This window comes from Spirillospora sp. NPDC048824 (genome assembly GCF_043198455.1).
Classification (GTDB): Bacteria; Actinomycetota; Actinomycetes; order Streptosporangiales; family Streptosporangiaceae; genus Spirillospora.
In genome coordinates, this window is sequence record NZ_JBICUS010000003.1 from 117102 (window position 1) to 140103 (window position 23002).

Annotated in this window: 23 protein-coding genes; 3 read left to right on the plus strand and 20 right to left on the minus strand. The window is 72.6% G+C overall.

The annotated features are described in order from the left end of the window. The first annotated feature begins 75 nt into the window (after positions 1-75). Both ACGFIS_RS06975 and ACGFIS_RS06980 read left to right on the plus strand, forming a co-directional pair. Positions 76-825: an HAD family hydrolase gene (locus tag ACGFIS_RS06975; protein ID WP_392908937.1), complete on the plus strand. Its 750-nt coding sequence runs from the start codon at positions 76-78 to the stop codon at positions 823-825. Continuing rightward, a complete protein-coding gene (locus tag ACGFIS_RS06980; protein ID WP_392908939.1) occupies positions 822-3221 on the plus strand; it encodes a glycoside hydrolase family 65 protein in 2400 nt (799 codons plus the stop codon). Before ACGFIS_RS06975 ends, ACGFIS_RS06980 begins: the two co-directional genes overlap by 4 nt. Positions 3222-3224: 3 nt before the next feature. Here ACGFIS_RS06980 and soxR read toward each other — a convergent pair whose 3' ends face one another. The 7 genes from soxR to ACGFIS_RS07015 all read right to left on the minus strand — a co-directional run bounded on the left by soxR (position 3225) and on the right by ACGFIS_RS07015 (position 10358). After that, the gene (soxR, locus tag ACGFIS_RS06985; protein WP_392908941.1) at positions 3225-3797 is read right to left on the minus strand and encodes a redox-sensitive transcriptional activator SoxR; all 573 of its coding nucleotides are present in this window, start codon (positions 3795-3797) and stop codon (positions 3225-3227) included. A gap of 133 nt (positions 3798-3930) precedes the next feature. Next, on the minus strand, positions 3931-5748 hold the full coding sequence (locus ACGFIS_RS06990; protein ID WP_392908944.1) for a phosphoenolpyruvate carboxykinase (GTP): 1818 nt from the start codon (positions 5746-5748) through the stop codon (positions 3931-3933). Between the two features lie 178 nt (positions 5749-5926). After that, positions 5927-7039, minus strand: a complete 1113-nt coding sequence (locus ACGFIS_RS06995; RefSeq protein WP_392908946.1) for an ABC transporter ATP-binding protein — start codon at positions 7037-7039, stop codon at positions 5927-5929. Further along, the gene (locus tag ACGFIS_RS07000; protein ID WP_392908948.1) at positions 7036-7839 is read right to left on the minus strand and encodes an ABC transporter permease; all 804 of its coding nucleotides are present in this window, start codon (positions 7837-7839) and stop codon (positions 7036-7038) included. Before ACGFIS_RS07000 ends, ACGFIS_RS06995 begins: the two co-directional genes overlap by 4 nt. 68 nt (positions 7840-7907) lie before the next feature. Next, entirely contained in the window at positions 7908-8678 is a 771-nt protein-coding gene (gene modA, locus ACGFIS_RS07005; RefSeq protein WP_392969930.1) for a molybdate ABC transporter substrate-binding protein, read from the minus strand. 18 nt (positions 8679-8696) lie between these two features. Beyond that, positions 8697-9104 carry a molybdopterin-binding protein gene (locus tag ACGFIS_RS07010; protein ID WP_392908950.1) on the minus strand — a complete coding sequence of 136 codons (408 nt, stop codon included), beginning with the start codon at positions 9102-9104 and terminating at the stop codon, positions 8697-8699. 102 nt (positions 9105-9206) lie between these two features. Then, on the minus strand, positions 9207-10358 hold the full coding sequence (locus ACGFIS_RS07015; RefSeq protein WP_392969933.1) for a nucleoside 2-deoxyribosyltransferase domain-containing protein: 1152 nt from the start codon (positions 10356-10358) through the stop codon (positions 9207-9209). Between the two features lie 90 nt (positions 10359-10448). Between ACGFIS_RS07015 and ACGFIS_RS07020 the strand changes: the two genes are divergently transcribed. Beyond that, a complete protein-coding gene (locus tag ACGFIS_RS07020) occupies positions 10449-11072 on the plus strand; it encodes a hypothetical protein (protein WP_392908954.1) in 624 nt (207 codons plus the stop codon). A 79-nt stretch (positions 11073-11151) separates the two neighbouring features. Here ACGFIS_RS07020 and ACGFIS_RS07025 read toward each other — a convergent pair whose 3' ends face one another. The 13 genes from ACGFIS_RS07025 to ACGFIS_RS07085 form a co-directional block, all read right to left on the minus strand. After that, positions 11152-11355 (minus strand): hypothetical protein, encoded by a 204-nt coding sequence (locus ACGFIS_RS07025; protein WP_392908956.1) that lies wholly within the window; start codon positions 11353-11355, stop codon positions 11152-11154. Positions 11356-11536: 181 nt separating this feature from the next. After that, a complete protein-coding gene (gene der / locus ACGFIS_RS07030) occupies positions 11537-12922 on the minus strand; it encodes a ribosome biogenesis GTPase Der (protein ID WP_392908958.1) in 1386 nt (461 codons plus the stop codon). A gap of 35 nt (positions 12923-12957) precedes the next feature. Beyond that, positions 12958-13620 carry a (d)CMP kinase gene (gene cmk / locus ACGFIS_RS07035; protein WP_392908960.1) on the minus strand — a complete coding sequence of 221 codons (663 nt, stop codon included), beginning with the start codon at positions 13618-13620 and terminating at the stop codon, positions 12958-12960. Positions 13621-13798: 178 nt separating this feature from the next. Then, on the minus strand, positions 13799-14890 hold the full coding sequence (locus ACGFIS_RS07040) for a prephenate dehydrogenase (RefSeq protein WP_392908962.1): 1092 nt from the start codon (positions 14888-14890) through the stop codon (positions 13799-13801). Between the two features lie 10 nt (positions 14891-14900). Further along, complete coding sequence (gene aroH / locus ACGFIS_RS07045) at positions 14901-15263, minus strand: chorismate mutase (protein ID WP_392908964.1); 363 nt, start codon at positions 15261-15263, stop codon at positions 14901-14903. A gap of 27 nt (positions 15264-15290) precedes the next feature. Next, positions 15291-16022 carry a pseudouridine synthase gene (locus ACGFIS_RS07050; protein WP_392908966.1) on the minus strand — a complete coding sequence of 244 codons (732 nt, stop codon included), beginning with the start codon at positions 16020-16022 and terminating at the stop codon, positions 15291-15293. 97 nt (positions 16023-16119) lie between these two features. Further along, positions 16120-16695 carry an SMC-Scp complex subunit ScpB gene (gene scpB, locus ACGFIS_RS07055; protein ID WP_392908968.1) on the minus strand — a complete coding sequence of 192 codons (576 nt, stop codon included), beginning with the start codon at positions 16693-16695 and terminating at the stop codon, positions 16120-16122. Then, the gene (locus tag ACGFIS_RS07060) at positions 16688-17581 is read right to left on the minus strand and encodes a segregation and condensation protein A (protein ID WP_392909260.1); all 894 of its coding nucleotides are present in this window, start codon (positions 17579-17581) and stop codon (positions 16688-16690) included. Before ACGFIS_RS07060 ends, scpB begins: the two co-directional genes overlap by 8 nt. A gap of 114 nt (positions 17582-17695) precedes the next feature. Continuing rightward, entirely contained in the window at positions 17696-18358 is a 663-nt protein-coding gene (locus tag ACGFIS_RS07065; protein WP_392908970.1) for a hypothetical protein, read from the minus strand. A 73-nt stretch (positions 18359-18431) separates the two neighbouring features. Then, positions 18432-19298: a ParA family protein gene (locus ACGFIS_RS07070; RefSeq protein ID WP_392909263.1), complete on the minus strand. Its 867-nt coding sequence runs from the start codon at positions 19296-19298 to the stop codon at positions 18432-18434. Positions 19299-19498: 200 nt separating this feature from the next. Continuing rightward, positions 19499-20467 carry a site-specific tyrosine recombinase XerD gene (locus ACGFIS_RS07075; RefSeq protein WP_392908972.1) on the minus strand — a complete coding sequence of 323 codons (969 nt, stop codon included), beginning with the start codon at positions 20465-20467 and terminating at the stop codon, positions 19499-19501. Between the two features lie 123 nt (positions 20468-20590). Continuing rightward, positions 20591-21238 carry an NUDIX domain-containing protein gene (locus ACGFIS_RS07080; protein ID WP_392908974.1) on the minus strand — a complete coding sequence of 216 codons (648 nt, stop codon included), beginning with the start codon at positions 21236-21238 and terminating at the stop codon, positions 20591-20593. Next, positions 21235-22929, minus strand: a complete 1695-nt coding sequence (locus tag ACGFIS_RS07085) for a CTP synthase (RefSeq protein ID WP_392908976.1) — start codon at positions 22927-22929, stop codon at positions 21235-21237. The genes ACGFIS_RS07080 and ACGFIS_RS07085 overlap by 4 nt, the downstream gene beginning before the upstream one ends. Between the last annotated feature and the right edge of the window lie 73 nt (positions 22930-23002).

Genomic DNA, 23002 nt, shown 5'->3' on the forward strand with positions numbered 1-23002 from the left:
CCGCGTGGCGGTGTCCGGCCGGGAACGGGGCGCGTTCAGGATCTCTTCGATGGTGTCATTCTCCAGGGGGTATGGATGCTGGGACTGCCGGACGAGTCGGCGGCGTGTCTCTTCGATCTCGACGGGGTGCTGACCCGGACGGCGGCCGTCCACGCCGCCGCCTGGAAGGAGATGTTCGACGGCTACCTGCGCGAACACGCGGAGCGGACCGGTGAGCCGTTCACCGAGTTCGACGCCGTGAAGGACTACGGCCGGTACGTCGACGGCAAGAAGCGCGAGGACGGGACGCGCTCGTTCCTGGAGTCGCGCGGCATCGAACTACCGGAGGGTGTCCCCGGCGATCCGCCGGAGACCGAGACCATCCGGGGGCTCGGCAGCCGCAAGAACGCGCTGGTGCTCAGGTTCATCGAGGAGAAGGGCGTCGAGACGTTCGACGGCTCGATCGACTACGTCCGCGCGGCGCGGGCGGCGGGCCTGAAGACGGCGGTGGTGTCGTCCAGCGCGAACACCGTGCAGGTCCTGCGGACGGTCGGCATCACCGGCCTGTTCGACGCGCGGGTCGACGGGGTGACGGCGGCGGAGCGGAACCTGCCCGGCAAGCCCGCCCCCGACATGTTCCTGGAGGGGGCGCGGGAGCTCGGCGTCCCCGCCGCGCGGGCGGTGGTGTTCGAGGACGCGCTCGCCGGCGTCCAGGCGGGGCGTGCGGGCGGGTTCGCATACGTGGTGGGCGTCAACCGGGTGGACGGTGCGCACGCCGAGGCGCTGGCCGGGCACGGCGCCGACATCGTCGTCTCCGACCTGTCGGAACTGCTGGAGGTGCCGTGACGGAGCGGGATGGCCAGGCCGCGGTCGACCGGCCTGTGTTCATGGTGGAGCCGTGGTGCCTGCGGGAGCCGGAGCTGCGGCTGGACCGGCTGGCGCAGACCGAGTCGGTGTTCACGTTGTCCAACGGGCACGTCGGCATGCGCGGCAACCTGGACGAGGGGGAGCCGCACGGGCTGCCCGGCACGTACCTGAACTCCTTCTACGAGCAGCGTCCGCTTCCGCACGCCGAGACCGCCTACGGCTACCCCGAGATGGGCCAGACGGTCATCAACGTCACCAACGGCAAGGTGATCCGGCTGCTGGTGGACGATGAGCCGTTCGATGTGCGCTACGGCCGCGTCCACCATCACGAGCGGGTGCTGGACATGCGGGCGGGCACGCTAACCCGGCATGTGGAGTGGACGTCCCCGGCGGACAAGACGGTCAGGGTGACCTCGGTCCGGATGGTGTCGCTGACGCAGCGGGCCATCGCGGCGATCTGCTACGACGTCGAGCCGGTCGACGAGTCGGTCCGGGTGGTCGCGCAGTCGGAGCTGGTGGCCAACGAGGCGCTGCCCGGCGGCGGCAAGGACCCGCGGGCGTCCGCGATCCTGGAGAGCCCGCTGGTCGGCGAGGAGCACGTCGCCAACGGCACGAAGGTCCTGCTGCTGCACCGGACGCGGCAGAGCGGGCTGCGGATGGCGGCGGGCATGTCGCACGACATCCAGGGCCCGGAGTCGATGACGATCGACACCGAGAGCTCGAAGGACGTGGGGCGGCTGACGGTCGCGACGCGGCTGGAGCCCGGGCAGCGGCTGCGCATCGTCAAGTTCATCGCGTACGGGTGGTCGAGCCGGCGGTCCCGCCCGGCGCTGCACGACCAGGTGGTCGGGGCGCTGGCGGGTGCCCGGCGGACCGGCTGGGACGGCCTGCTGACCGAGCAGCGCGACTACCTGGACGAGTTCTGGGAGGGCGCGGACGTCGAGGTCGACGGCGACGCCGAGATCCAGCAGGCCGTGCGTTTCGGGATGTTCCATGTCCTCCAGGCGGGCGCGCGCGCGGAACGCCGCATGATCCCGGCCAAGGGCCTGACGGGGCCCGGCTACGACGGCCACACGTTCTGGGACACCGAGACGTTCGTCATGCCGGTGCTGACGTACACCTCACCGGGCGCCGCGGCGGACGCGCTCGCCTGGCGGCACATGACGCTGCCGCTGGCGTGCGAGCGTGCCGCCCAGCTCGGCCTGGACGGCGCGGCGTTCCCCTGGCGGACGATCCGCGGCCACGAATGCTCGGGGTACTGGCCCGCCGGGACGGCCGCGTTCCACATCAACGCCGACATCTCCGACGCCGTCGTCCGGTACGTGGACGCCACGGAGGACGTGCAGTTCGAGCGGGAGATCGGGCTGGACATCCTGGTGCAGACCGCGAGGCTGTGGCGCAGCCTCGGCCACCACGACGTCGGCGGCGTGTTCCGCATCGACGGGATCACCGGCCCCGACGAGTACAGCGCGGTCGTGGACAACAACGTCTACACCAACCTCATGGCGCGCCGTAATCTGGAGGAGGCCGCGGAGATGGCGATGCGCCACCCGGACGTGGCCGACCGGCTCGGGGTGGACGCCGAGGAGGCCGCGTCGTGGCGGGACGCGGCGGCGGCGATGCTGATCCCCTACGACGAGCGGCTGGGCGTCCACCCGCAGAGTGAGAGCTTCACCAACCACGCCCGCTGGGACTTCGCGGCCACCAAGCCCGACCACTATCCCCTGCTGCTGAACTATCCGTACTTCGACCTGTACCGCAAGCAGGTCGTCAAGCAGGCGGATCTGGTGCTCGCGATGCACCTGTGCGGGGACGCGTTCACCGAGGAGCAGAAGGCCCGCAACTTCACCTACTACGAGGGGCTGACCGTCCGGGACTCCTCGCTGTCGGCGCAGACGCAGGCGGTGGTGGCGGCCGAGGTCGGCCAGCTGGAGCTGGCGCACGACTATCTCGGCGAGACCGCGCTGATGGACCTGCACGACCTGAACCGCAACACCCGCGACGGCCTGCACATCGCCTCGATGGCGGGGGCGTGGAGCGGGCTCGTCGCCGGGTTCGGCGGGATGCGGGCGGGCGGCGGGCGGCTGCGGTTCGCGCCGCGGCTGCCGGGCGGCATCAGCCGGCTGGCGTTCCGGATGCGGTACCGGGGCAGCCGGATCAAGGTCACCGTGGCCTCGGAGGCGGCCTGCTACGAGCTGCTGGACGGCCCGGCCATCAAGCTGTGGCATCACGGGGAGCCGTTCTCCCTCGGCGCCGAGCCGGTCGAGCTGCCGATCGAGCAGATACCGGCGCGTCCGGCGCCGACGCAGCCGGCGGGACGGGAGCCGGCCCCGCGCCGCATCGACCCGCACGGCCGCGATCCCCGCGGCCGCTAGCAGCTAGCCCGCCGGCGCGGCCCCGGCCCGCCCCTGCGGCCGCTGGTCCGCGGGGGCGCAGGGGGCGGCGCAGTCCGCGTCCGGCCCGGCCGCCGGGCCGGACGGGGTGTCGCCGGCGCCGTGTCCGACGAGGAGCCTGCGCGGCCCCGGCCCTTCGTCGCCGAGCCGGTCGTAGGGGTTGGCGAGGGCGCACTTGCTGATCGACAGGCAGCCGCAGCCGATGCAGTCGGTGAGGTCGTCGCGGAGCCGTTCGAGCTGGCGGATGCGGTCGTCGAGGTCGCTGCGCCACGTCTCCGACAGCCTCGCCCAGTCCGCGACGGTGGGGGTGCGCTCCTCGGGGAGCGTGGCGAGGGCGTCGCGGATGTCGCTGAGCGGGATGCCGACCCGCTGCGAGACCTTGATGAACGAGACCCGGCGGAGCGTGTCGCGGCTGAAGCGCCGCTGGTTGCCCGCCGTCCGGCGGCTGCTGATCAGACCCTTGGACTCGTAGAAGTGCAGCGCCGAGACGGCCACGCCGCTCCGCTCGGCGACCTGCCCGACGGTCAGTTCGTGTACCCGGTGCTCAAGCCGCGTCATACCCGGATCCTATGCGACCTCAACCGCGGTCGAGGTTCCCCGGGGGGGGCGCCCGCCCGCCGCGTTCCCCCGGGAAGGCGGCGCGCCCGCCCGCCGAGCGGATCGGCGGACGGGCGCGCGGGAGACGGGCAGGTCAGTGGTCCAGGCGGCGGACCAGGCCGTGGTACTCGTCCCACAGCGCCTTCGGCATGTGGTCGCCGAACTTCTCGAAGTGCTCGGGGACCAGGGCGGCCTCCTGCTTCCACACCTCGGTGTCGACCGACAGCAGGATGTCGAGGTCGTCGCCGGCGATGTTCAGGCCCTCGGTGTCGAGCGCCTGCCTGGTCGGCAGGTGCCCGATCGGGGACTTGACCGCGTCGGCCTGCCCGTTCAGGCGCTCGACGATCCACTTCAGGACGCGGCTGTTCTCGCCGAAGCCGGGCCAGATGAACTTTCCGGCGGCGTTCTTGCGGAACCAGTTGACGTAGTAGATCCGGGGGAGCTTCTCGGCGTCGGTGGCCTTGCCGATCTCCAGCCAGTGGCCGAAGTAGTCGCCCATGTTGTAGCCGCAGAACGGCAGCATGGCGAACGGGTCGCGGCGCAGCTCGCCGACGGCGCCCTCGGCGGCGGCGGTCTTCTCGGACGCGACGTTGGCGCCGAGGAACACGCCCTGCTGCCAGTCGAACGACTCGGTGACCAGCGGGACGGCGGACGCGCGCCGGCCGCCGAACAGGATCGCCGAGATCGGGACGCCCTTCGGGTCCTCCCACTCGTCGGCGATGATGGGGCACTGCCCGGCCGGGGTGGTGAAGCGGGCGTTCGGGTGGGCGGCCGGGGTGTCGGAGTCCGGCGTCCAGTCGTTGCCCCTCCAGTCCGTGAGGTGTGCGGGCGGCTCGTCGGTGAGGCCCTCCCACCACACGTCGCCGTCGTCGGTGAGCGCGACGTTGGTGAAGATGCTGTTGCCCCACAGCGTCTTCACGGCGTTGGCGTTGGTGCTCTCGCCGGTGCCGGGCGCGACGCCGAAGAACCCGGCCTCCGGGTTGATCGCGTAGAGGCGGCCGTCGTCGCCGAACCGCATCCAGGCGATGTCGTCGCCGATCGTCTCGACCTTCCAGCCCGGGATGGTCGGCTCCAGCATGGCGAGGTTGGTCTTGCCGCACGCCGACGGGAACGCCGCGGTGACGTAGCGGGTCTCACCGGACGGCGGCGTCAGCTTCAGGATGAGCATGTGCTCGGCCATCCAGCCCTCGTCGCGCGCCATCGTGGACGCGATCCGCAGCGCGTAGCACTTCTTGCCCAGCAGCGCGTTGCCGCCGTACCCGGACCCGTAGGACCAGATCTCCCGGGTCTCGGGGAAGTGGGTGATGTACTTGGTGGAGTTGCACGGCCACTTCGCGTCCTCCTGGCCGGGCTCAAGCGGGGCGCCGACGGAGTGGACGGCCTTGACGAACGACCCGCGCTCCTCGATGAGCCGCAGCGCGCCCTCGCCCATCCGCGTCATGATCCGCATGGACACGGCGACGTAGGCGGAGTCGGTGATCTCCACGCCGAGCTGGGAGATGTTGCCGCCGAGCGGCCCCATGCAGAACGGCACCACGTACATGGTGCGGCCCTTCATGCAGCCGTCGAACAGACCGTCCAGGGTCTGCTTCATCTCGGCGGGCGCGACCCAGTTGTTGGTGGGGCCGGCGTCCTCCTCCTTCTCCGAGCAGATGAACGTCCGGTCCTCGACGCGCGCCACGTCCGTCGGGTCGGAGGCCGCGTGGAAGCTGTTCGGCCGTTTGGCCGGGTCGAGACGCGTGAGGGTGCCCTGCTCGACGAGGAGGCCGGTCAGGCGCTCCCACTCGGCATCCGAGCCATCGCACCACTCGACGCGGTCCGGCTTGGTCAGCTCGGCGATCCCGCGTACCCACTCGATCAGTTCGGTGTGGCCGGTTGGGGCCTGGTCGAGGCCGGAGACCTGGTTGGACACGGGCAACTCCTTCAGCTGTTCACAGGATGTTTGCATGATGAACAAGACCCGCCGTTTTTGCCATTTGGTCTGGACCAATCCGGTCCGCTATTGGCCCTTCCCTGCCCCTTTTGTGGCTGATATCACTTACGTACGGCCGTTGAGGGCGGTGCGCCACCATGCCCGGGTCCAGATACGGTCAAGCTGGGTAAACGTGTGTCTCGGTGGCCTTCACAGCCGCCCATATCAGGCTGCCCTCGGCCAAATGCAGCTCCGCGACGGCCGCCGGGGTCACCTCCGCGACGGCGTCGAAAGGCGGTCCGGACAGCCGGACCCGGACGCGGTCTCCCTGCCGTTCGATCGCGGCGACGCGGGTGCGCCAGAGGTTGCGGGGGCTGCCGTCGGGACGGGTCCGGTACAGCGCCACCGCGGATGGCGCGAAGGCCAGAAAGACCTCACCTTCGAGCGAGTCCACAGTGTCGAGCGTCCCCGCGCCCTCGCCGGTCGGACCGTCACCGATCAGCACGGACCCGGCAGCCGCGCGGCCCCGGTACAGGTTCAGCCCGACCAGGCGCGCGACGTAGTCGGTACGGGGCCGGCGGGCGACGTCGGCGGGCGTCCCCTCCTGGACGAGACGTCCGCCCTCGATCACGACGAGGCGGTCGGCCAGGACCATCGCGTCCAGGGGGTCGTGGGTGACGAGCACCGCCGCGCCGGAGAACCCGGCGAGATGGCCGCGGAGCGCGGCCCGGATGTCCAGCCGCGTGTGGGCGTCGAGGGCGGCGAGCGGCTCGTCCAGCAGGAGCAGGCCCGGCTCGACGGCCAGCGCGCGTGCGAGCGCGACGCGCTGCGCCTGCCCGCCCGACAGCGCCCGGGGACGGGCGGACGCGAACTCCGCGAGCCCGACCCGGTCCAGCCAGTCCGCGGCGCGGCGGCGGGCGGCGCGGCGGCCGGCGCCCTGGCAGCGGGGCCCGAACGCGACGTTCTCCAGCGCGGTGAGGTGAGGGAACAGCAGGTAGTCCTGGAACACCATGCCGATGCCGCGGCGGTCGGGCGGCAGCGGGCGCAGATCGGCCCCGTCCAGCCGGACATGGCCGCCGGCCATCGGGACGAGCCCGGCGAGAGCGCGCAGCGCGGTGCTCTTGCCCGCCCCGTTCGGGCCGAGCAGTGCCACGACCTCGCCGGGTTCGGCGGTGAGCGCGAGATCGAGGTCGAAAGCGGCGCGCCGCACGACGAGCCGCGCGTCCAGCCCCCGGTCCCCTGCCCCGTGCGGGGGGACGGCCTCCCATGCCTCCCTGTTCGCTCCGCTCATGTGGAGGCGTCCATCCAGCGGCCCCGGAGGGCGGCGAGGACGATGACCGACACGGCCAGCAGGACGATGCTCAGCACGATCGCGGCCTGCGGGTCGGTCTCCAGCGCCAGATAGACGGCCAGCGGCATCGTCTGCGTCCGGCCGGGGAAGTTGCCCGCGAACGTGATCGTCGCGCCGAACTCGCCGAGCGCCCGCGCCCAGCACAGCACGGCCCCCGCCGCGACGCCGGGCGCCACGAGCGGCAGCGTCACCCGCCGGAAGACCGTCCAGCGGCCCGCGCCGAGGGTGGCGGCGGCCTCCTCGTAGCGCAGGTCGGCGCCGCGCAGCGCGCCCTCCACGCTGATCACCAGGAACGGCATCGCCACGAACGTCTCGGCCAGCACGACCCCGGCGGTGGTGAACGGGAACGTGATCCCGAACGCCGAGTCCAGCCAGCCCCCGATCAGCCCGCGCCGCCCGAGCACCAGCAGCAGCGCGACGCCGCCGACCACCGGCGGCAGCACCAGCGGAACGGTCACCAGGGCCCGCACGAGCCGCACGCCCGGGAACCGGACCCGCGCCAGCGTCCAGGCCAGCGGGACGCCGAGCAGCACGCACAGGCCGGTGGCGAGGGTGGCGGTGACCAGCGACAGGCGCAGCGCGTCCAGCACCTGCGGCTGCATGAAGCGGGTGCCGAGCGTGGACCATGGGGCGCGGACGAGCAACCCGAACAGGGGCAGCACCAGGAAGGCGAGCCCCGCGAGCGCGGGCAGCAGCAGGATCCCCGGCGGCCGCCCCGCCGGCGGGGCACCCTCCCGCACCCCGGACGGCCCTGCCCGCCGGGGGAGGAAGGCCCTTCGCGCCCCCCGGGGCGCCTTCGGCTTCGGAGTCACGGCGCCTCGAATCCGGCGCGGCTCAGCGCCGCCCTGCCCCGCTCCCCCAGCACCAGCCGGATGAACTCCCCGGCGAGCGCACTGTGCGGAGCACCTGCGACCTCGACGATCGGGTAGTCGTTCACGGCCTGCGCGGCTTCGGGGAACTCGATCCCCCTGACCTTCCGCCCCGCCGCCCTGACGTCGGTGCGGTAGACGAGCCCGGCGTCGGCCTCACCCAGGACGACCTTGGTGAGGACGGCCTTGACGTCCCGCTCCCGCGACACCGGCTCCACGTCGACGCCGGCGGCGCCGAGCGCCTTCTGCGCGGCCGCCCCGCAGGGCACCTGCACGGCGCACAGGACGACCTTGAGCCCGGGCGCGGACAGGTCGCCGGCCGTCGCCACCCCGCCGGGGTCGTCCGGCGGGACGGCGATGACCAGGCGGTTCCGGCTGAACACCCGCGGCGGGCCGGCCGCGCCGCCCGCGCCGGTCACGGTGGTCATCGTGGCGGGGCTCGCGGACGCGAACACGTCCGCCGGGGCACCCTGCGTGATCTGCTGCGCGAGCGTCGAGCTGCCGCCGAAGTTGAACCTGACCCGCACGCCGGGGTGCGAGCCCTCGAACGCCTCGCCGAGCGCGGTGAACGCCCCGGTCAGCGAGGCCGCCGCGAACACCGTCAGCGCCTCACCGCTCACCGTCCCGGACGACGAGCCGCCGTCCCCGATGTCGCCGCACCCGGTCATGACCGTGAGCAGCAAGAACCCCGCCGCCGTTCGCTTGAACACGGACCCTCCCCCGGGGCGTCAGCCCGGCTCGGACACTTCGACGACGACGTTGGTGGACTTCACGACGGCCTCGGCGACCACGCCCACCCGCAGCCCGAGTTCGTCGGCCGCCTCTCGGCTCATCAGCGACACCAGCCGGAACGGCCCGGCCTGGATCTCCACCTGCGCCATCACCCCGTCACGGACGACGTCGGTCACGATCCCCCGCATCCGGTTGCGCGCGGACGAGAACCGCTCCGCCTGGTCGGACGGCCCTCCCCCGCGCGCCTGGTCGCGCACGAAGGCCGCGAGCTCGGCGCCGGGCACCAGCCGGTGCCCGTGCCCGTCCCGGGACGCCGGGAGCCGCCCGCCGTCCACCCAGCGGCGGACGGTGTCCGCGCTGACCCCCAGCAGTGCCGCCGCCTCACCGATCCTGAACGTCGTCACGAGGCACAGCCTACCCCTTGCAGATGCGAGTCAAAAAAATCGAGCAGCACATGAAATGCGATCCGGATCAGCCGATCGCCATAGCGAATGCCGACCGGCGGGTCATCCTTCGGGCACCATCTCCTGCAGCACCTCCGTGATCATCCCGAGGGTGGCCCAGTCGACCAGGCGCTCCCGCCTGATCCGCCCGAACGCGGTCACCTCGACGTAGGTGCGCTCCCCGTCCGCCGCCACCCCGTGCGGCCCGGACCCGTGCAGCCGCGCCGACTCGTCCCCGGTGATCTCGGCCGAGAACAGGTGCGCCCGGTGCGCGGACATCGTGGCGTTCACCTGCCGCGTCCCGTGCTCGCGCAGCCGCGCCGGGTCCAGCGGCAGCCCGGTCTCCTCGGCGACCTCCGCAAGGGCGTTCTCGAAGGCCGTGCCCATCCCCGAACCGCCGGGCAGCTCATGGACGAACCCCTCCGCGCACGGGCTCCGGAACTCCCGGACGAGCACGACCTCGGCGTCGTCGAGCGTCTCCCCCGGCCGGTACAGGACGGCGGCCGAGACGTCCGGCCGCCCGATGACGATCTCGTTGTCCTTGATCCGGTCTTCGGCCGCCACGCGCACCCGGACGTGCAGGCCCCACCAAGCGCCGAACCGGAACACCACCCGGGCGCCGAGCAGCGTGTTCCCCGCGTCCGCCTGCCCTCTGTACCAGTCCTGGAACGGCTTCTCGCGCCACAGCAGCAAGGGGATCTCCCGCTCCCCGCCCGTACGGGACGCGCCCGCGCCGATCCGTTCGAGCGCCGCCGCCACCGTCCCCGCGAGATCGTTCGCGGTCGGCACGCCGAACGCGGCGGCGTAGTGCAGCAGGTACCGGTTCTTCGGCGCATCGGGGGGTGCGCCGAACACCACGCGGCCGCTGTCGTGCCACATCCCCCACTCCACGTTCGTGGTGAACGCGGGCATGGTGACCGGCTCACGCGGGACCCAGAAGATCACCTCGTCGGCCAGGTGCAGGCAGCGCTCCTCCCAGTCGATCTGCGCGTCGTAGTCGGTGTAGCGGTCGTGCCGGTGCTCGGGGACGAACACGACGAGCCGCCCGTCCCCGCGCCACCGGCGGCGCAGTTCGCCCACCGCCGCGGGCCGCCATGACGCGACCGCCGCGGAGCGCGGTGTGGGGCCCGCGAGGAAGACGGCGGCCTCCCAGTGATCCGGCGGGTCCTCCCGCGCGTACACGATGGTGATCCCCGCGCTGATCTCCGCGCCCATGGGTCGGCCTTTCCCGTTCGTGTGGAGTGATTTGGTCCGGGTATTGGGTGATTTAGACCAGAATCACACGCCCGGTCAGGAGGAATGATCATGACTGGGACCATGCGCGCACCACGGACCCGGGGCCTGCTCAGCGGGACGCTGCTGGTGCTGCTGGGCCTGTGGGGCGGCCTGCTGCCCTTCGTGGGCCCGTACTTCGGCTTCGGCTTCGCGCCGGACGACACCTGGGTCTACGACACCGACCGGCTCCAGCTCAGCGTCGCGCCCGCCGCGGCCGTCGTGCTCGGCGGCCTGATCGTGCTCGCCGCCGCCAACCGCGCGTTCGCGATGTCCGGCGCCTGGCTCGCCGCGCTCGGCGGCGCCTGGTTCGCCGTCGGGCACAGCGTCGCCGCGCTGTGGGACGTCCCCGGCGTCGGTGCCCCGCTCGGAACGGGCGAGGGGTGGCGGACCGCCGAGCAGCTCGCCGGATTCACCGCGCTCGGCGTCGTCATCACGTTCCTCGCCGCCCTCGCGCTCGGCCGCTTCGCCGTGGTCGGCGCCCGGGAGGCGGCACGCGGGACGGCGAGGACACCCGAGGCCGAGAATCCCGGGTCGAACACCACCCAGCCGCTCGTGTACGGGCGGTACGCACGGGAGAACCCGCCCGGGCAGGCGCCGCGGCCACCGCGGCCCGGCGACCAGCAGGTCGCGGGCGAGCCCCGCCACGACCGCTGACCGCCCGCGCCGTTTCGCCGGCGTGCGGCGTTTCGCCCCGAAGAGGCCCTCGAAGGACGGCGCGCCGCGGGCCGGCGGGTCAGCGTTCGGGGTTGCGCATGTTGCGGACGGACTTGGTGGTCTCGTAGCTGCCCCGCTCGTCGTCCAGCCGCACGTCGTCGCGGTCGGTGAACATGGCGACGAAGGCGACCAGGAGGCCGACACCGCCGATCCAGGGCTCCCGCCACGCGAAGCTGAGCGCCACGCAGGCGACAGCACAGGAGATGAGCAGCAAGAGCTTCAACGTCGCACCCCTCGACCCGCGCCCTGATGTCCGGAGGACCCGGTCACTCCGGACTCGAACGTGCACTTCCCGCGCGATCGACGAGTAATGGAAGACTTACTCGCCGCCCGCAGACAGCATCCTGACATGCCGCGGCCCGCCCGGGAAAGATCCCCGGCGGGCCGCATGCCGAATATTTCCGCTATTTCTTGCCCTTGCCGCGCTTCTCCCGGATCTTCATGGCGATGTCCAGGGGCGTCCCGGCGAAGCCGAACTCCTCGCGCAGCCGCCGCTCGATGAACCGCCGGTACCCCTCCTCCAGGAACCCGGACGTGAACAGCACGAACCGCGGCGGTCGCACCCCCGCCTGCGTCGCGAACAGCACGCGCGGCTGCTTGCCGCCCCGCACCGGATGCGGGTGCGAGTTCACCAGATCGGCGAAGAACTGGTTCAGCTTGGACGTGGGGACGCGGGTGCCCCAGCCCTCCAGGGCCGTCTCGATCCCCGGCACGAGCCTGTCCATGTGCCGGCCGGTCTTGGCGGAGATGTTCGCCCGCGGCGCCCACCGCGCGTTGTGGAGCTGCCGGTCGATCTCCCGCTCCAGGTAGTGGCGGCGCTCCTCGTCCAGCAGATCCCACTTGTTGTAGGCGATCACCAGGGCCCGGCCCGAGTCCACCACCATCGAGATGATCCGCAGGTCCTGCTCGGCGAGCGGCTGGTCGGCGTCCACCAGGACCACCGCGACCTCGGCGCGCTCCAGCGCCGACTGGGTGCGCAGCGTCGCGTAGAAGTCGGCGCCCTGGTTCTCGCGGTGCCGCCGCCTGATCCCCGCCGTGTCGATGAACCGCCACGTCTTCCCGCCGAGCTCGATCAGCTCGTCGACCGGGTCGCGGGTCGTCCCCGCCACCGCGTCCACGACGGCCCGCTGCTCCCCCGCCAGCTGGTTCAGCAGGCTCGACTTGCCGACGTTCGGGCGGCCCAGCAGCGCGACCCGGCGCGGCCCGCCCGGCTCGCCGAACGTCTCCGGCGGCGGCTCCGCCGGCAGCGCCTCCAGCACCGCGTCGAGCAGGTCGCCGCTGCCGCGCCCGTGCAGCGCGCTGACGGGCTGCGGCTCACCGATGCCCAGCGACCACAGCGCGGCCGCGTCCGCCTCGGTGCCCATGTTGTCGACCTTGTTGGCGACCAGCACCACCGGCTTGCCGGACCGGCGCAGGATCTCCACCACGGCCTCGTCCACGTCGGTCGCGCCCACCGTCGCGTCCACCACGAACATCACGACGTCGGCCAGGTCGACCGCCAGCCGCGCCTGCTCGGCGATCGCCGCGGCCAGCCCGGACGAGTCCGGCAGCCACCCGCCGGTGTCGACGACGGTGAACCTGCGGCCGCTCCACGTCGCGTCGTAGGCGACCCGGTCGCGGGTCACGCCCGGCACGTCCTCCACGACCGCCTCACGGCGGCCCAGGATCCGGTTGACCAGGGTGGACTTGCCGACGTTCGGCCGCCCCACCACCGCCACGACCGGCGCCGGGCCCGCGTCCTCGGGGACGTCCTCGACGACGTCCACCGTTTCGATCTCGTAATCGCTCACAATGACATCCCCGCGGGGGCCGTCAGGCCGCCCGCTCACTCATGCTCTTTGGCGAGGCGGACGATCGCCTCGATGACCTCGGCGAGGCTCAGCTCCGTCGAGTCGATCTCGTGCGCGTCCCCCGCCCTGGTCAGCGGCGACGCCTTCCGGGTGGAGTCCAGCCGGTCGCGCCGGGCCTGCTCGGCCTGCGTGACGGTCACCGACGCCCCCGGGTCGGCCGCGAGGTCCTTCGCGCGGCGACGGGCCCGCGTCTCCTCGCTGGCGGTCAGGTACACCTTGACCGGCGCGTCCGGGGCCACGACCGTGCCGATGTCGCGTCCCTCCACCACGATGGCGCCGGCCCCGATGATCTCCCGCTGCAGCTCCACGAGCCGGGTCCGGACCGCCGGGACGGAGCTGACCGCGCTGACCGCGTTCGTCACCTCGCGGGTGCGGATCGGCGCGGACACGTCCGTCCCGTCCACCGTGATCGTCGGCGCGTCCGGGTCGGTGCCGGACTCGATGACCGGCTCCGGCGCGCGGGCCGCGACGGCGGCGCCGTCCTCGACCGGCACGCCGTTGTTCAGCATCCACCACGTCATGGCGCGGTACATCGCACCGGTGTCCAGGTAGCGGAGCCCGAGCGCGCGGGCGACGCCCTTGGACGCGCTGGACTTGCCGGACCCGGAGGGGCCGTCCATGGCGATGACGAGCGGCACGATCGCTCCCTCTCTGTTCCGTTGAGGCGCCCTCCGGCGCGGGCCGCGGGCGGACCGGGCGGCGCCCAACGCCGCGCCGATGCGCGGGTGTCCCCCGGACGAGCCCCGGCGAACCAGGCTACCGGCACCGGCCCACTCCCCGCGCCGCCGCCCGCACGGCCGCGCCCCGGGCCGCGGGCTAGCCGGGCACCGACCAGCCGCGGGCGCGCAACTCCCCGGCCAGCCGTTCGGCCGCCTCCGGCACCACCGACAGCTCCAGCACGCCCAGCGGGCGGCCCGGCGAATGCTCGATCGCCACGTCCTCGATGTTGACGCCCGCGATCCCCGCCGCCTGGAAGATCATCGCGAGTTCGCCCGGCCGGTCGGGGATGACCACCTGGACGGCCGCGTAGGCGGGCTGGTCGCCGCCGTGCTTGCCCGGGATGCGGGACCGGCCCGCGTTCCCGCGCAGCAACAGATCCGCCACATGGGCGGCGGCCTCCTCGCTGCCGTCGCGCAGCAGCGACGCGGCCACCGCGAGGTCGGTCGCGACGGCCTCCAGCACGTCCGCGACCGGCGCGGAGTTCGCCGACAGGATCCCGATCCACAGCCGCGGGTCGCTGGCCGCGATCCGGGTGACGTCCCGGACGCCCTGCCCCGACAGCCCCAGCGCCACGTCGTCCGCACCGGTGAGGCGGGCGGCGACCGCCGCCGACACCACGTGCGGGCCGTGCGAGACCAGGGCGACGGCCCGGTCGTGCTCGGCGGCGTCCACCGCCACCGGCATCGCGCCGCACGACTTCGCGAGATCCGTGACGACCGCGACCGTCTCCGGCGTCGCCTCCGGGGGCGCGCACAGCGCCCACGGGCGGCCGAGGAACAGGTCCGCGCGGGCCGCGGCCGGCCCGGACCGCTCACTGCCCGCCAGAGGGTGGCCCGCCACGAACGTCGTCAGATCGCAACCCAGCTCGGCGGCCTGCGCCAGCGGCAGCGCCTTCACGCTCGCGACGTCGGTGTAGGCGGTGGCGAGGCCGCGTTTCTGCGCGTCCAGCAGCGTCACCGCCACCGCCGCCGGCGGCACCGCGAGCACCGCCAGATCGGCGGGCTCCGCCTGCGCCCCGTCCGGCAGCGCGTCACCGGCGCCCAGCTCGACCGCCAGCGCCAGCGCCGCCGCGTCCCGGTCGGTCAGCCGCACCTCCGCGCCGCGCTCCCGCATCGCCAGGGCGATCGACGTCCCGATCAGCCCCGTCCCGACAACGATGATGCGCCGCGCCACCACGTCCTCACTCACGCCGGTCACCCTACTGCGCGATGTCGAGGCGGAGGGCCGTGGCGCCGCGCAGGTAGACGTGCTGGACGTCCGAGCGGGGGCGGCCGGTCTCGATGTGGGCCATCAGCCGGATCACCCGGGGCAGCGAGCCCGGAACGGCGATCTCCGACGCGCACAGCAGCGGCACGTCGTGGAAGCCGAGCTTGCGGGCGGCGAGCGCCGGGAACTCCGCCGTCAGGTCCGGCGTGGTCGTGAAGATCACGCTGATGACGTCGTCGGTGCTCAGCTCGTTGCGGGACATCACCTCGGCGACGAGCTCCGTCGTCGCCTCCAGGATCTGGTCCCGGTCGTCGGCCTCGACCTGCGTCGCCCCGCGGACCGCGCGTACCGTCACAGCCGTTCCCCTCCTCGTGTCCGCCGGCTACAGCCCGGCGACCTTGTACAGCTCGCCGATCTCCTGCACGGACAGCGCCCGCATCGTGCCCGGCTTCAGCGCCCCGAGCCTGATCGGCCCGAACTCTATTCGGGCCAGCTGCTGGACGGGGAACCCGACCTCCTTCAGCAGCCGCCGGACGATGTGCTTGCGCCCCTCGTGCAGGGTGATCTCCACCAGCACGCGCCTGCCGACCTGGTCGAAGATCCGGAACTTGTCGGCCTTGGCGGGACCGTCGTCCAGCGTCACGCCGGCCCTCAGCCGCCTGCCGAGGTCCCGCGGGATCGGGCCGTGGATCTCGGCCAGGTAGGTCTTGGAGACCCCGTAGCTCGGGTGGGTGAGGCGGTGTGACAGCTCGCCGTCGTTGGTGAGCAGGATCAGGCCCTCGGTGTCGGTGTCCAGCCGTCCGACGTGGAACAGCCGCTCCGGCACCTCGACGTAGTCGGCGAGGGACTTGCGGCCCCGTTCGTCGGACATCGTGCTCACCACGCCGCGCGGCTTGTTGATCGCGTAGTAACGCATCTCGGAGCGGGTCTCGACCCGCATGCCGTCCACATGGATGACGGCGTGCCGCGGGTCGACGCGCTCACCGAACCGGAACACCTTCTTCCCGTCGACGGTGACGCGGCCCTCGCCGATCAGCTCCTCGCAGTGGCGGCGGCTGCCGATCCCGGCCTCGGCCAGGACCTTCTGCAGCCGCACGCCCTCGTTCTCGCTCACTGGGCCCCTCGCCTGGCGGCTCGGGGCCCGTGAGCGAACGCTGCTCTGCTTGCCTGGTTCGCTGCGTTCCTCGCCTGGGGGCTACTCGTCACTTCGCTCACGTGTCCTCAACTATGTCGTCTGGAAGGTCGTCGGGCAGGAAGGGGGCGAGCTCGGGCAGCTCGTCGAGGCCGCGGAGCCCGAGCCGCTCCAGGAAGTACCCGGTGGTGCGGTACAGGTGCGCCTGCGACTCGGGGTCCTGACCGGCGTCCTCGATCAGGCCGCGCAGCGTCAGGGTGCGCATCACCCCGTCGCTGTTGACGCCCCGGATCGCCGATACGCGGGCACGGCTCACCGGCTGCCGGTAGGCGACGACGGCGAGCGTCTCCAGGGCGGCCTGCGTGAGCCGCGCCTGCTGGCCGTCGGTGACGAACCGCTCCACGACCGGGGCGCACACGTCCCGGGTGTAGAACCGCCAGCCGCCGGCCACCTCCCTGAGGTCGAACCCGCGGCCCTGCCCGGTGTATTCCGCGGCCAGTTCCCGCAACGTCTCCGCGATCTCGCCGCGGGGGCGCTCCAGCAGCTGCGCGAGCGTCATCTCGGTGACGGGCTCGTCCACCACCAGCAGGATCGCCTCGATCGAGGCGCGCAGCCCCGGAAGCTCCGGCGCGTCCGCGCCGGGTTCCTCAGTCATCGTCTCCCTCGTCCCTCCGGTCCTTCTCGCCGTTCCGGCCGGCGTCGTCCTTCTTGGCGACGCCCTCGTAGTCGTCGCCGACCTCGATGTCGCCCTCGTCGGTGCCGACCCAGGTCACGTGCAGATCCCCGAGGGGTTCCAGCTGCTCGAACGTGACGTTCTGGTCCCGGTACAGCTCCAGCAGCGCCAGGAACCGCGCGACGACCTCGTAGGTGCCCTCGGCGTCGGACGCCAGGACGCGGAACGTCGTCCGGCGGAGCCGGCGGAGCCGTTCCACGACGATCGCGGCCTGCTCGGTGACGCTGGCCTTCGGCTGGTAGATGTGCTCGACGGAGACCGACGGCGCCTCCTTGGGCGTGAAGGCCCTGGCAGCGAGGCGGGCGAACTCCTCGGGCCCGAGGCCGAGCAGCACCTCCGGCAGCAGGTTCGCGAACCTCGGCTCCATCGGCACGACGCGCGGGAACCGGCGGCTCGCGTCGGCGATCCGCCCCGCGAACACCCGCGCGACCTCCTTGTAGGCGCGGTACTGCAGAAGCCGCGCGAACAGCAGGTCGCGGGCCTCCAGCAGGGCCAGGTCGTCCTCGTCGTCGACCTCGCCGGACGGCAGCAGCCGGGCGGCCTTGAGGTCCAGCAGGGTCGCGGCGACGAGGAGGAAGTGGCTGGCCTGGTCGAGGTCCCAGTCCTTGCCGTGGGAGTGGATGTGCGCGATGAAGTCGTCGGTGACCTTGTGCAGCGACACCTCGGTGATGTCGAGCTTGTGCTTGGAGATCAGCCCGAGCAGCAGGTCGAACGGCCCCTCGAAGTTGTCCAGGTGGACGCGGAACCCCTGTTCCTCCCCGGTCTCTTGACCGCTCCCCCGCTCCGGTTCCGGCGACGTCTCGTCCACGTCGCTCACGGTAGCGGAGGTCACCTCCCGCGCTGTGCTCACCGGCCACATCGTCCCACGCGCGGCGCGTGCTCGCACCACGGCCGGTCACGAGCGGTGACGGCGCGGACGCCCCTACCGCCCGGTCATCCGCGCGACGAGGTCCTCCGCGTCCGCCCTGGTGTACTGCCCGGAGATCATCACCGTGCCGCCGGTGATGGGGCCGCCGGACACCGAGGGCGCCGAGACGACCTTTCCTCCGACGATCATCGCGATCCGCCGGCCCGGGGAGCCCTCCGGCTGCTCGGCGGCCTTGCCGGTCAGCCGCCCGAACGCGGCGCCGTCGGCGGGGGTCAGATCCAGCTGGACGGCCCATCGGGCCTGCCCGCTCTCCGGCTCCGGCGGCACCGCCTCGATGCGCTCGACCCGGTCGACGATCATGCGTTCCGGGCCGAGCCGCAGGCAGGCGCCCTCGGTGTCCGGCACGGTCCCGGACCCGCACGGCGGCGGGGAGGTGTCCGCGACCTGCTGGAACGTCATCGGCTCGCGCAGGTCCGCCGGGCCGCCCCCGCCGCCGCCGGTGACGTCGCGGATGACGAGGAAGACCGCGGTGCCCGCCAGCAGCACGCCGAGCGTCAGGAGGGCGACGACGATCACCACCCGTTTCCCGGCCGTGCGGTCCGGCGGAGGGCCGCCGGGCGGAGGGAACGCCTCGTACGGCTGCCCGAACGGCGGCTCATAGGGCGGGCCGGAAGGAGGCGGGGGCGGTGGAGGAGGGGGGGCGGGGGGCTGGTTCACGGCGTTTCCGGTTCGTCAGTGGCCGCCGCGGGGGCGGCGTACCAGGGTGCTGTTTTCACCGTGCGCGTCGGACCTACCCGACGTGGGCCCACCTTCCGAGCACCTCTCGCGCCAGACCACGGTATGCGTTCGCCCCCATCGAGTTCGGGTCGAAGAAGGTGATCGGCTCTCCGGCGACGGTCGCGTCGGGGAACCGCACGGTGCGGTTGATGACCGTGTGGAACACCTTGTCGCCGAAGGCCTCGACGATGCGTCCGAGGACCTCGCGGGTGTGCAGGGTGCGCGAGTCGTACATGGTGCCGAGGACCCCGTCGATGACGAGTTCCGGGTTGATCCGGCCCTGCACCTTCTCGATGGTCTCCATCAGCAGCGCGACGCCCCGCATCGCGAAGTACTCGCACTCCAGCGGGATCAGCACTCCCTCGCTCGCGGCCAGCGCGTTGATGGTGAGCAGGCCGAGCGACGGCTGGCAGTCGATGAGGATGTAGTCGTAGTGCGGGATCGCCGACTTCAGCGCGCCCTGCAGGATGTACTCGCGGCCGACCTCGTGGACGAGCTGGACCTCCGCGCCGGACAGGTCGATGTTGCTCGGCAGCAGCTCCATCCCGTCGACACCGGTCTCGATGACGATGTCTTCCCACTCGGTGTCGCGTTCGAGCAGCATGTTGTGGATCGTGAGGTCGAGCTGGCGCGGGTCGCCCTTGCCCAGGCCCACCGACAGGGCGCCCTGGGGGTCGAAGTCGACGAGCAGGACACGGCGGCCGTACTCGGCGAGCGCCGCGCCCAGGTTGATGGTCGTGGTGGTCTTGCCGACGCCGCCCTTCTGGTTGCAGACGGCGACGATCCGTGCGGGCCCGTGCTCGGCCAGAGGTTCCGGTTCGGGGAACACCGGCACGGGTCGCTGAGTGGGCCCGAGGGCCCTTCTCGGATCGGTCTCTATGGTGGCGGAGGAAAGGACTCCATCCGCACCGTCAGTGCTGGTCACCAGATCCCTCCCCGGCGGCCCGGAAATGCCATCCAGAACGGGGACTCTAGGGCCGCCGGACCCGCGTCTCAAGCCGACGCGCGCCGAACGTCGCGATTTGTCGACACACCGGTTCGCCCGGTTTGTCCCCCCGGGGCCCGTCTCGCGGGCCCCGGTCAGCTCCGCGCACGCGGATGCGAGGTCGCGTAGACCTCCCGCAGCAGCTGAACGGTCACCAGCGTGTAGACCTGCGTCGTGGTCACCGAGGCGTGCCCGAGCAGCTCCTGGACCACGCGGACGTCGGCTCCGCCGTCCAGCAGATGGGTCGCGAACGAGTGCCGCAGCGTGTGCGGCGACACCTCCGACAGATGGGCCCGGTCCGCGGCGGCGCGCAGCACCATCCACGCGCCCTGCCGCGACAGCCGCCCGCCCCGCGCGTTCAGGAACAGCGCCGGGCCGCCCCGCCCCGCCCCGGCGAGTTCGGGACGCGCCCGCACCAGGTAGGCGTCCACGGCCTCGCGGGCGTAGTCGCCGATGGGCACCACCCGGGCCTTGCCGCCCTTGCCCGCCACACGGGCGAACCCGTCCCGCAGGTCGAGGTCGTCGACGTCCAGGCCGACGGCCTCCGAGATGCGCGCCCCCGACCCGTACAGCAACTCCAGCAGCGCCCGGTCGCGCAGCCCGCGCGCGGCGCCGGGGCCGCCGCCGGACGGGCCGGCGGCCGCGGCGAGAAGCCGCTCGACCTCCTCCAGCGAGATCGCCTTGGGCAGCCGCCGCGGCGGCGTCGGCGGCTTGACGTCGTGTGCGGGGTCGCCCGCGGCCAGGCCCTCACGCAGCGCGAAACGATGCAGTCCCCGGACGGCGGCGAGCGCCCGCGCCGCCGACCCCGCCGACAGCGGCGGATGGTCGTCGTCGCCCTCCCGCAGGCTCGCCAGGTACGCGCGGACGTCGTCCTCGGTGATCTCGCCGGCGGCCGTGCGGCCCCGCCCCTCCTGGACCCGCACATACCGGCGCAGGTCACGCCGGTAGGAGCTCAGGGTGTTGGCGGCCAGGCCCCGCTCGACGGCGAGGTGCCCCAGATAGGTGCGCACGGCCGAACCGAGCGCGGAACCGGCGCCGGCGTCGTCCGGGAAACGGTCGGACATGGCGGGCCGCGCGGTGCTCCGGGGGGTCGGACTCGGGGACAGTGCGGCACCTCTTCCGGCGGTGACTACGGGGACCCCGCCCATCATGCCCCCTCCCGCCGCGGACGGGGGCCCATCCCGGGGTCAGCCCTCCGGCGCGTCGACCGGGCGCAGCCCCGCGAACCCGGACGAGCGCGCGGCGTGCACGGCCAGTACCCCCATGCAGGCGATCATGTTGTGCAGGTCGCCGGCCAGCGCCTTGCGGACCGCGTCCTCCAGCGGCACCCACACGACCGGCATGTCGGCCTCCTCGTGGACCCGCTCGAAATCGATCTGGTCGGCGGGCACCTCGGCGACCCCGCGGGCCAGGAAGATCCGGACGCGCTCGTCGGTCATCCCGGGCGACGGGTACACGTCCAGCAGCGTGTCCCAGCGCTCCGCGCGGTACCCGGACTCCTCCAGCAGCTCCCGCTCGGCGAGCTTGTGCAGGGGCTCGCCGTCCACGTCCCGCAGCCCGGCGGGCGCCTCCCACAGCAGCCGCCCCACGGGATGCCGGTACTGGCGCAGCAGCAGCACCCGGTCGCGGTCGTCGAGGGCGATGACGCCGACGGAGCCGATGTGCTCGATCACGTCGCGGCCGACGACCTCGGTGCCGTCTCCACGCGGCATCTCGACCCGGTCGCTCCGGACGCCGAAAACGCGCCCCCGGTAGACCGCGGACTCCGCCACGACCCGCCACCGCTCGGGACGGTCGCGGACGTCGTCCGGGCCGAACTCCTCCGCGGGGCTCATGAGACGGTCACGTTCCCCGTCTCGCCCTCGCCCGCGCGATTCGCCGCGTAGTCGAGGGAGGCGGCGACCAGGCCGGTGAACAGCGGGTGCGGGCGCGTCGGCCGGGACCGGAACTCCGGATGCGCCTGCGTGCCGACGAAGAACGGGTGCCGGTCGCGCGGCAGCTCGACGTACTCGACCAGGCGGCCGTCGGGTGACAGGCCGGAGAACCACAGCCCCGCCTCCTCCAGCCGGTCCCGGTAGGCGTTGCTGACCTCGTAGCGGTGCCGGTGCCGCTCGGACACCTTGGCCTCCCCGTACAGCTCCCGGACGACCGACCCCTCGGCGAGGTCGGCCGGGTAGAGGCCGAGCCGCATCGTCCCGCCCATGTCGCGCTCGCCGGCGACGACGTCGAGCTGGTCGCTCATCGTGGCGATGACGGGGTCGGCGGTGGTGGCGTCGAACTCGGCGCTGCCGGCGTCGGCGAGCCCGCCGAGCGTCCGCGCCGCCTCGATCACCATGCACTGCAGGCCGAGGCAGATGCCGAGCAGCGGGACGCGGTTCTCGCGGGCGTGCCGGACGGCGCCGATCTTGCCCTCGATGCCGCGGACCCCGAACCCGCCGGGCACGAGGACGCCGTCGACTCCGTCCAGCTCCCGCTCGGCGCCCTCCGGGGTCTCGCAGTCGTCGCTCTTCACCCAGCGGATGTGGACCTTCGCGTCGTTGCCGAAACCGCCGTGCCGCAGCGCCTCGGTGACCGACAGGTAGGCGTCGGGCAGGTCGATGTACTTGCCGACCAGCGCGATCGTCACCTCCCGGGCCGGCTTGTGGACGCGCCGCAGCAGCTCGTCCCAGGCGCCCCAGTCGACGTCGCGGAACGGCAGGTCCAGGCGGCGCACCACATAGGCGTCCAGGCCCTCGGAGTGCAGCACCTTCGGGATGTCGTAGATGCTGGCCGCGTCGACGGCCGACACGACCGCCTCACGGTCCACGTCGCACATCATGCTGATCTTGTGCTTGAGCCCGTCGGTGATCGGCCGGTCGGACCGGCACACGATCGCGTCGGGCTGGATGCCGATGGAGCGCAGCGCCGCCACCGAGTGCTGCGTCGGCTTCGTCTTCAGCTCCCCCGACGGACCGATGTAGGGCAGCAGCGACACGTGCAGGAAGAAGCAGTTCTCCCGGCCGATCTCGTGCCGGATCTGGCGCACCGACTCCAGGAACGGCAGCGACTCGATGTCACCGACCGTCCCGCCCACCTCGGTGATGACGATGTCGACCGCGTTGTCGGCGGCCATCCCGATGATCCGGTCCTTGATCTCGTTCGTGATGTGCGGGATGACCTGGACGGTGTCGCCGAGGTACTCCCCGCGCCGCTCCTTCGCGATCACGTTGGAGTAGACCTGGCCGGTGGTGACGTTCGCCGAACCGTGCAGCTCGGTGTCCAGGAACCGCTCGTAGTGCCCGATGTCCAGGTCGGTCTCGGCGCCGTCGTCGGTGACGAACACCTCGCCGTGCTGGAACGGGTTCATCGTCCCGGGGTCGACGTTGAGGTAGGGGTCGAGCTTCTGCATGGTGACCCGGAGGCCGCGGAGGGTGAGGAGCCTCCCGAGGCTGGACGCCGTCAGTCCCTTGCCGAGGCTCGAGGCGACACCGCCGGTGACGAAAAGGTGCTTGGTAGGCCGTGCTCTACCAGTGGCTGCCGAAGGCAAGAAGACGCTCCCGTGGTCGTTGCGAGGCGGACGCTGCTCACTGTCCACGGGCCTCTAGCTTAACAGCCGGCTC

Bases quoted from the DNA above. Each gene is read 5' to 3' on its own strand.
- ACGFIS_RS07075 (WP_392908972.1), bottom strand. From the start codon at position 20,467: ATGTCCGACCGTTTCCCGGACGACGCCGGCGCCGGTTCCGCGCTCGGT.
- ACGFIS_RS07080 (WP_392908974.1), bottom strand. From the start codon at position 21,238: ATGAGCCCCGCGGAGGAGTTCGGCCCGGACGACGTCCGCGACCGTCCC.
- ACGFIS_RS07015 (WP_392969933.1), bottom strand. From the start codon at position 10,358: ATGGGCGCGGAGATCAGCGCGGGGATCACCATCGTGTACGCGCGGGAG.
- scpB (WP_392908968.1), bottom strand. From the start codon at position 16,695: ATGACTGAGGAACCCGGCGCGGACGCGCCGGAGCTTCCGGGGCTGCGC.
- ACGFIS_RS06995 (WP_392908946.1), bottom strand. From the start codon at position 7,039: ATGAGCGGAGCGAACAGGGAGGCATGGGAGGCCGTCCCCCCGCACGGG.
- soxR (WP_392908941.1), bottom strand. From the start codon at position 3,797: ATGACGCGGCTTGAGCACCGGGTACACGAACTGACCGTCGGGCAGGTC.
- ACGFIS_RS06975 (WP_392908937.1), top strand. From the start codon at position 76: ATGCTGGGACTGCCGGACGAGTCGGCGGCGTGTCTCTTCGATCTCGAC.
- ACGFIS_RS07020 (WP_392908954.1), top strand. From the start codon at position 10,449: ATGACTGGGACCATGCGCGCACCACGGACCCGGGGCCTGCTCAGCGGG.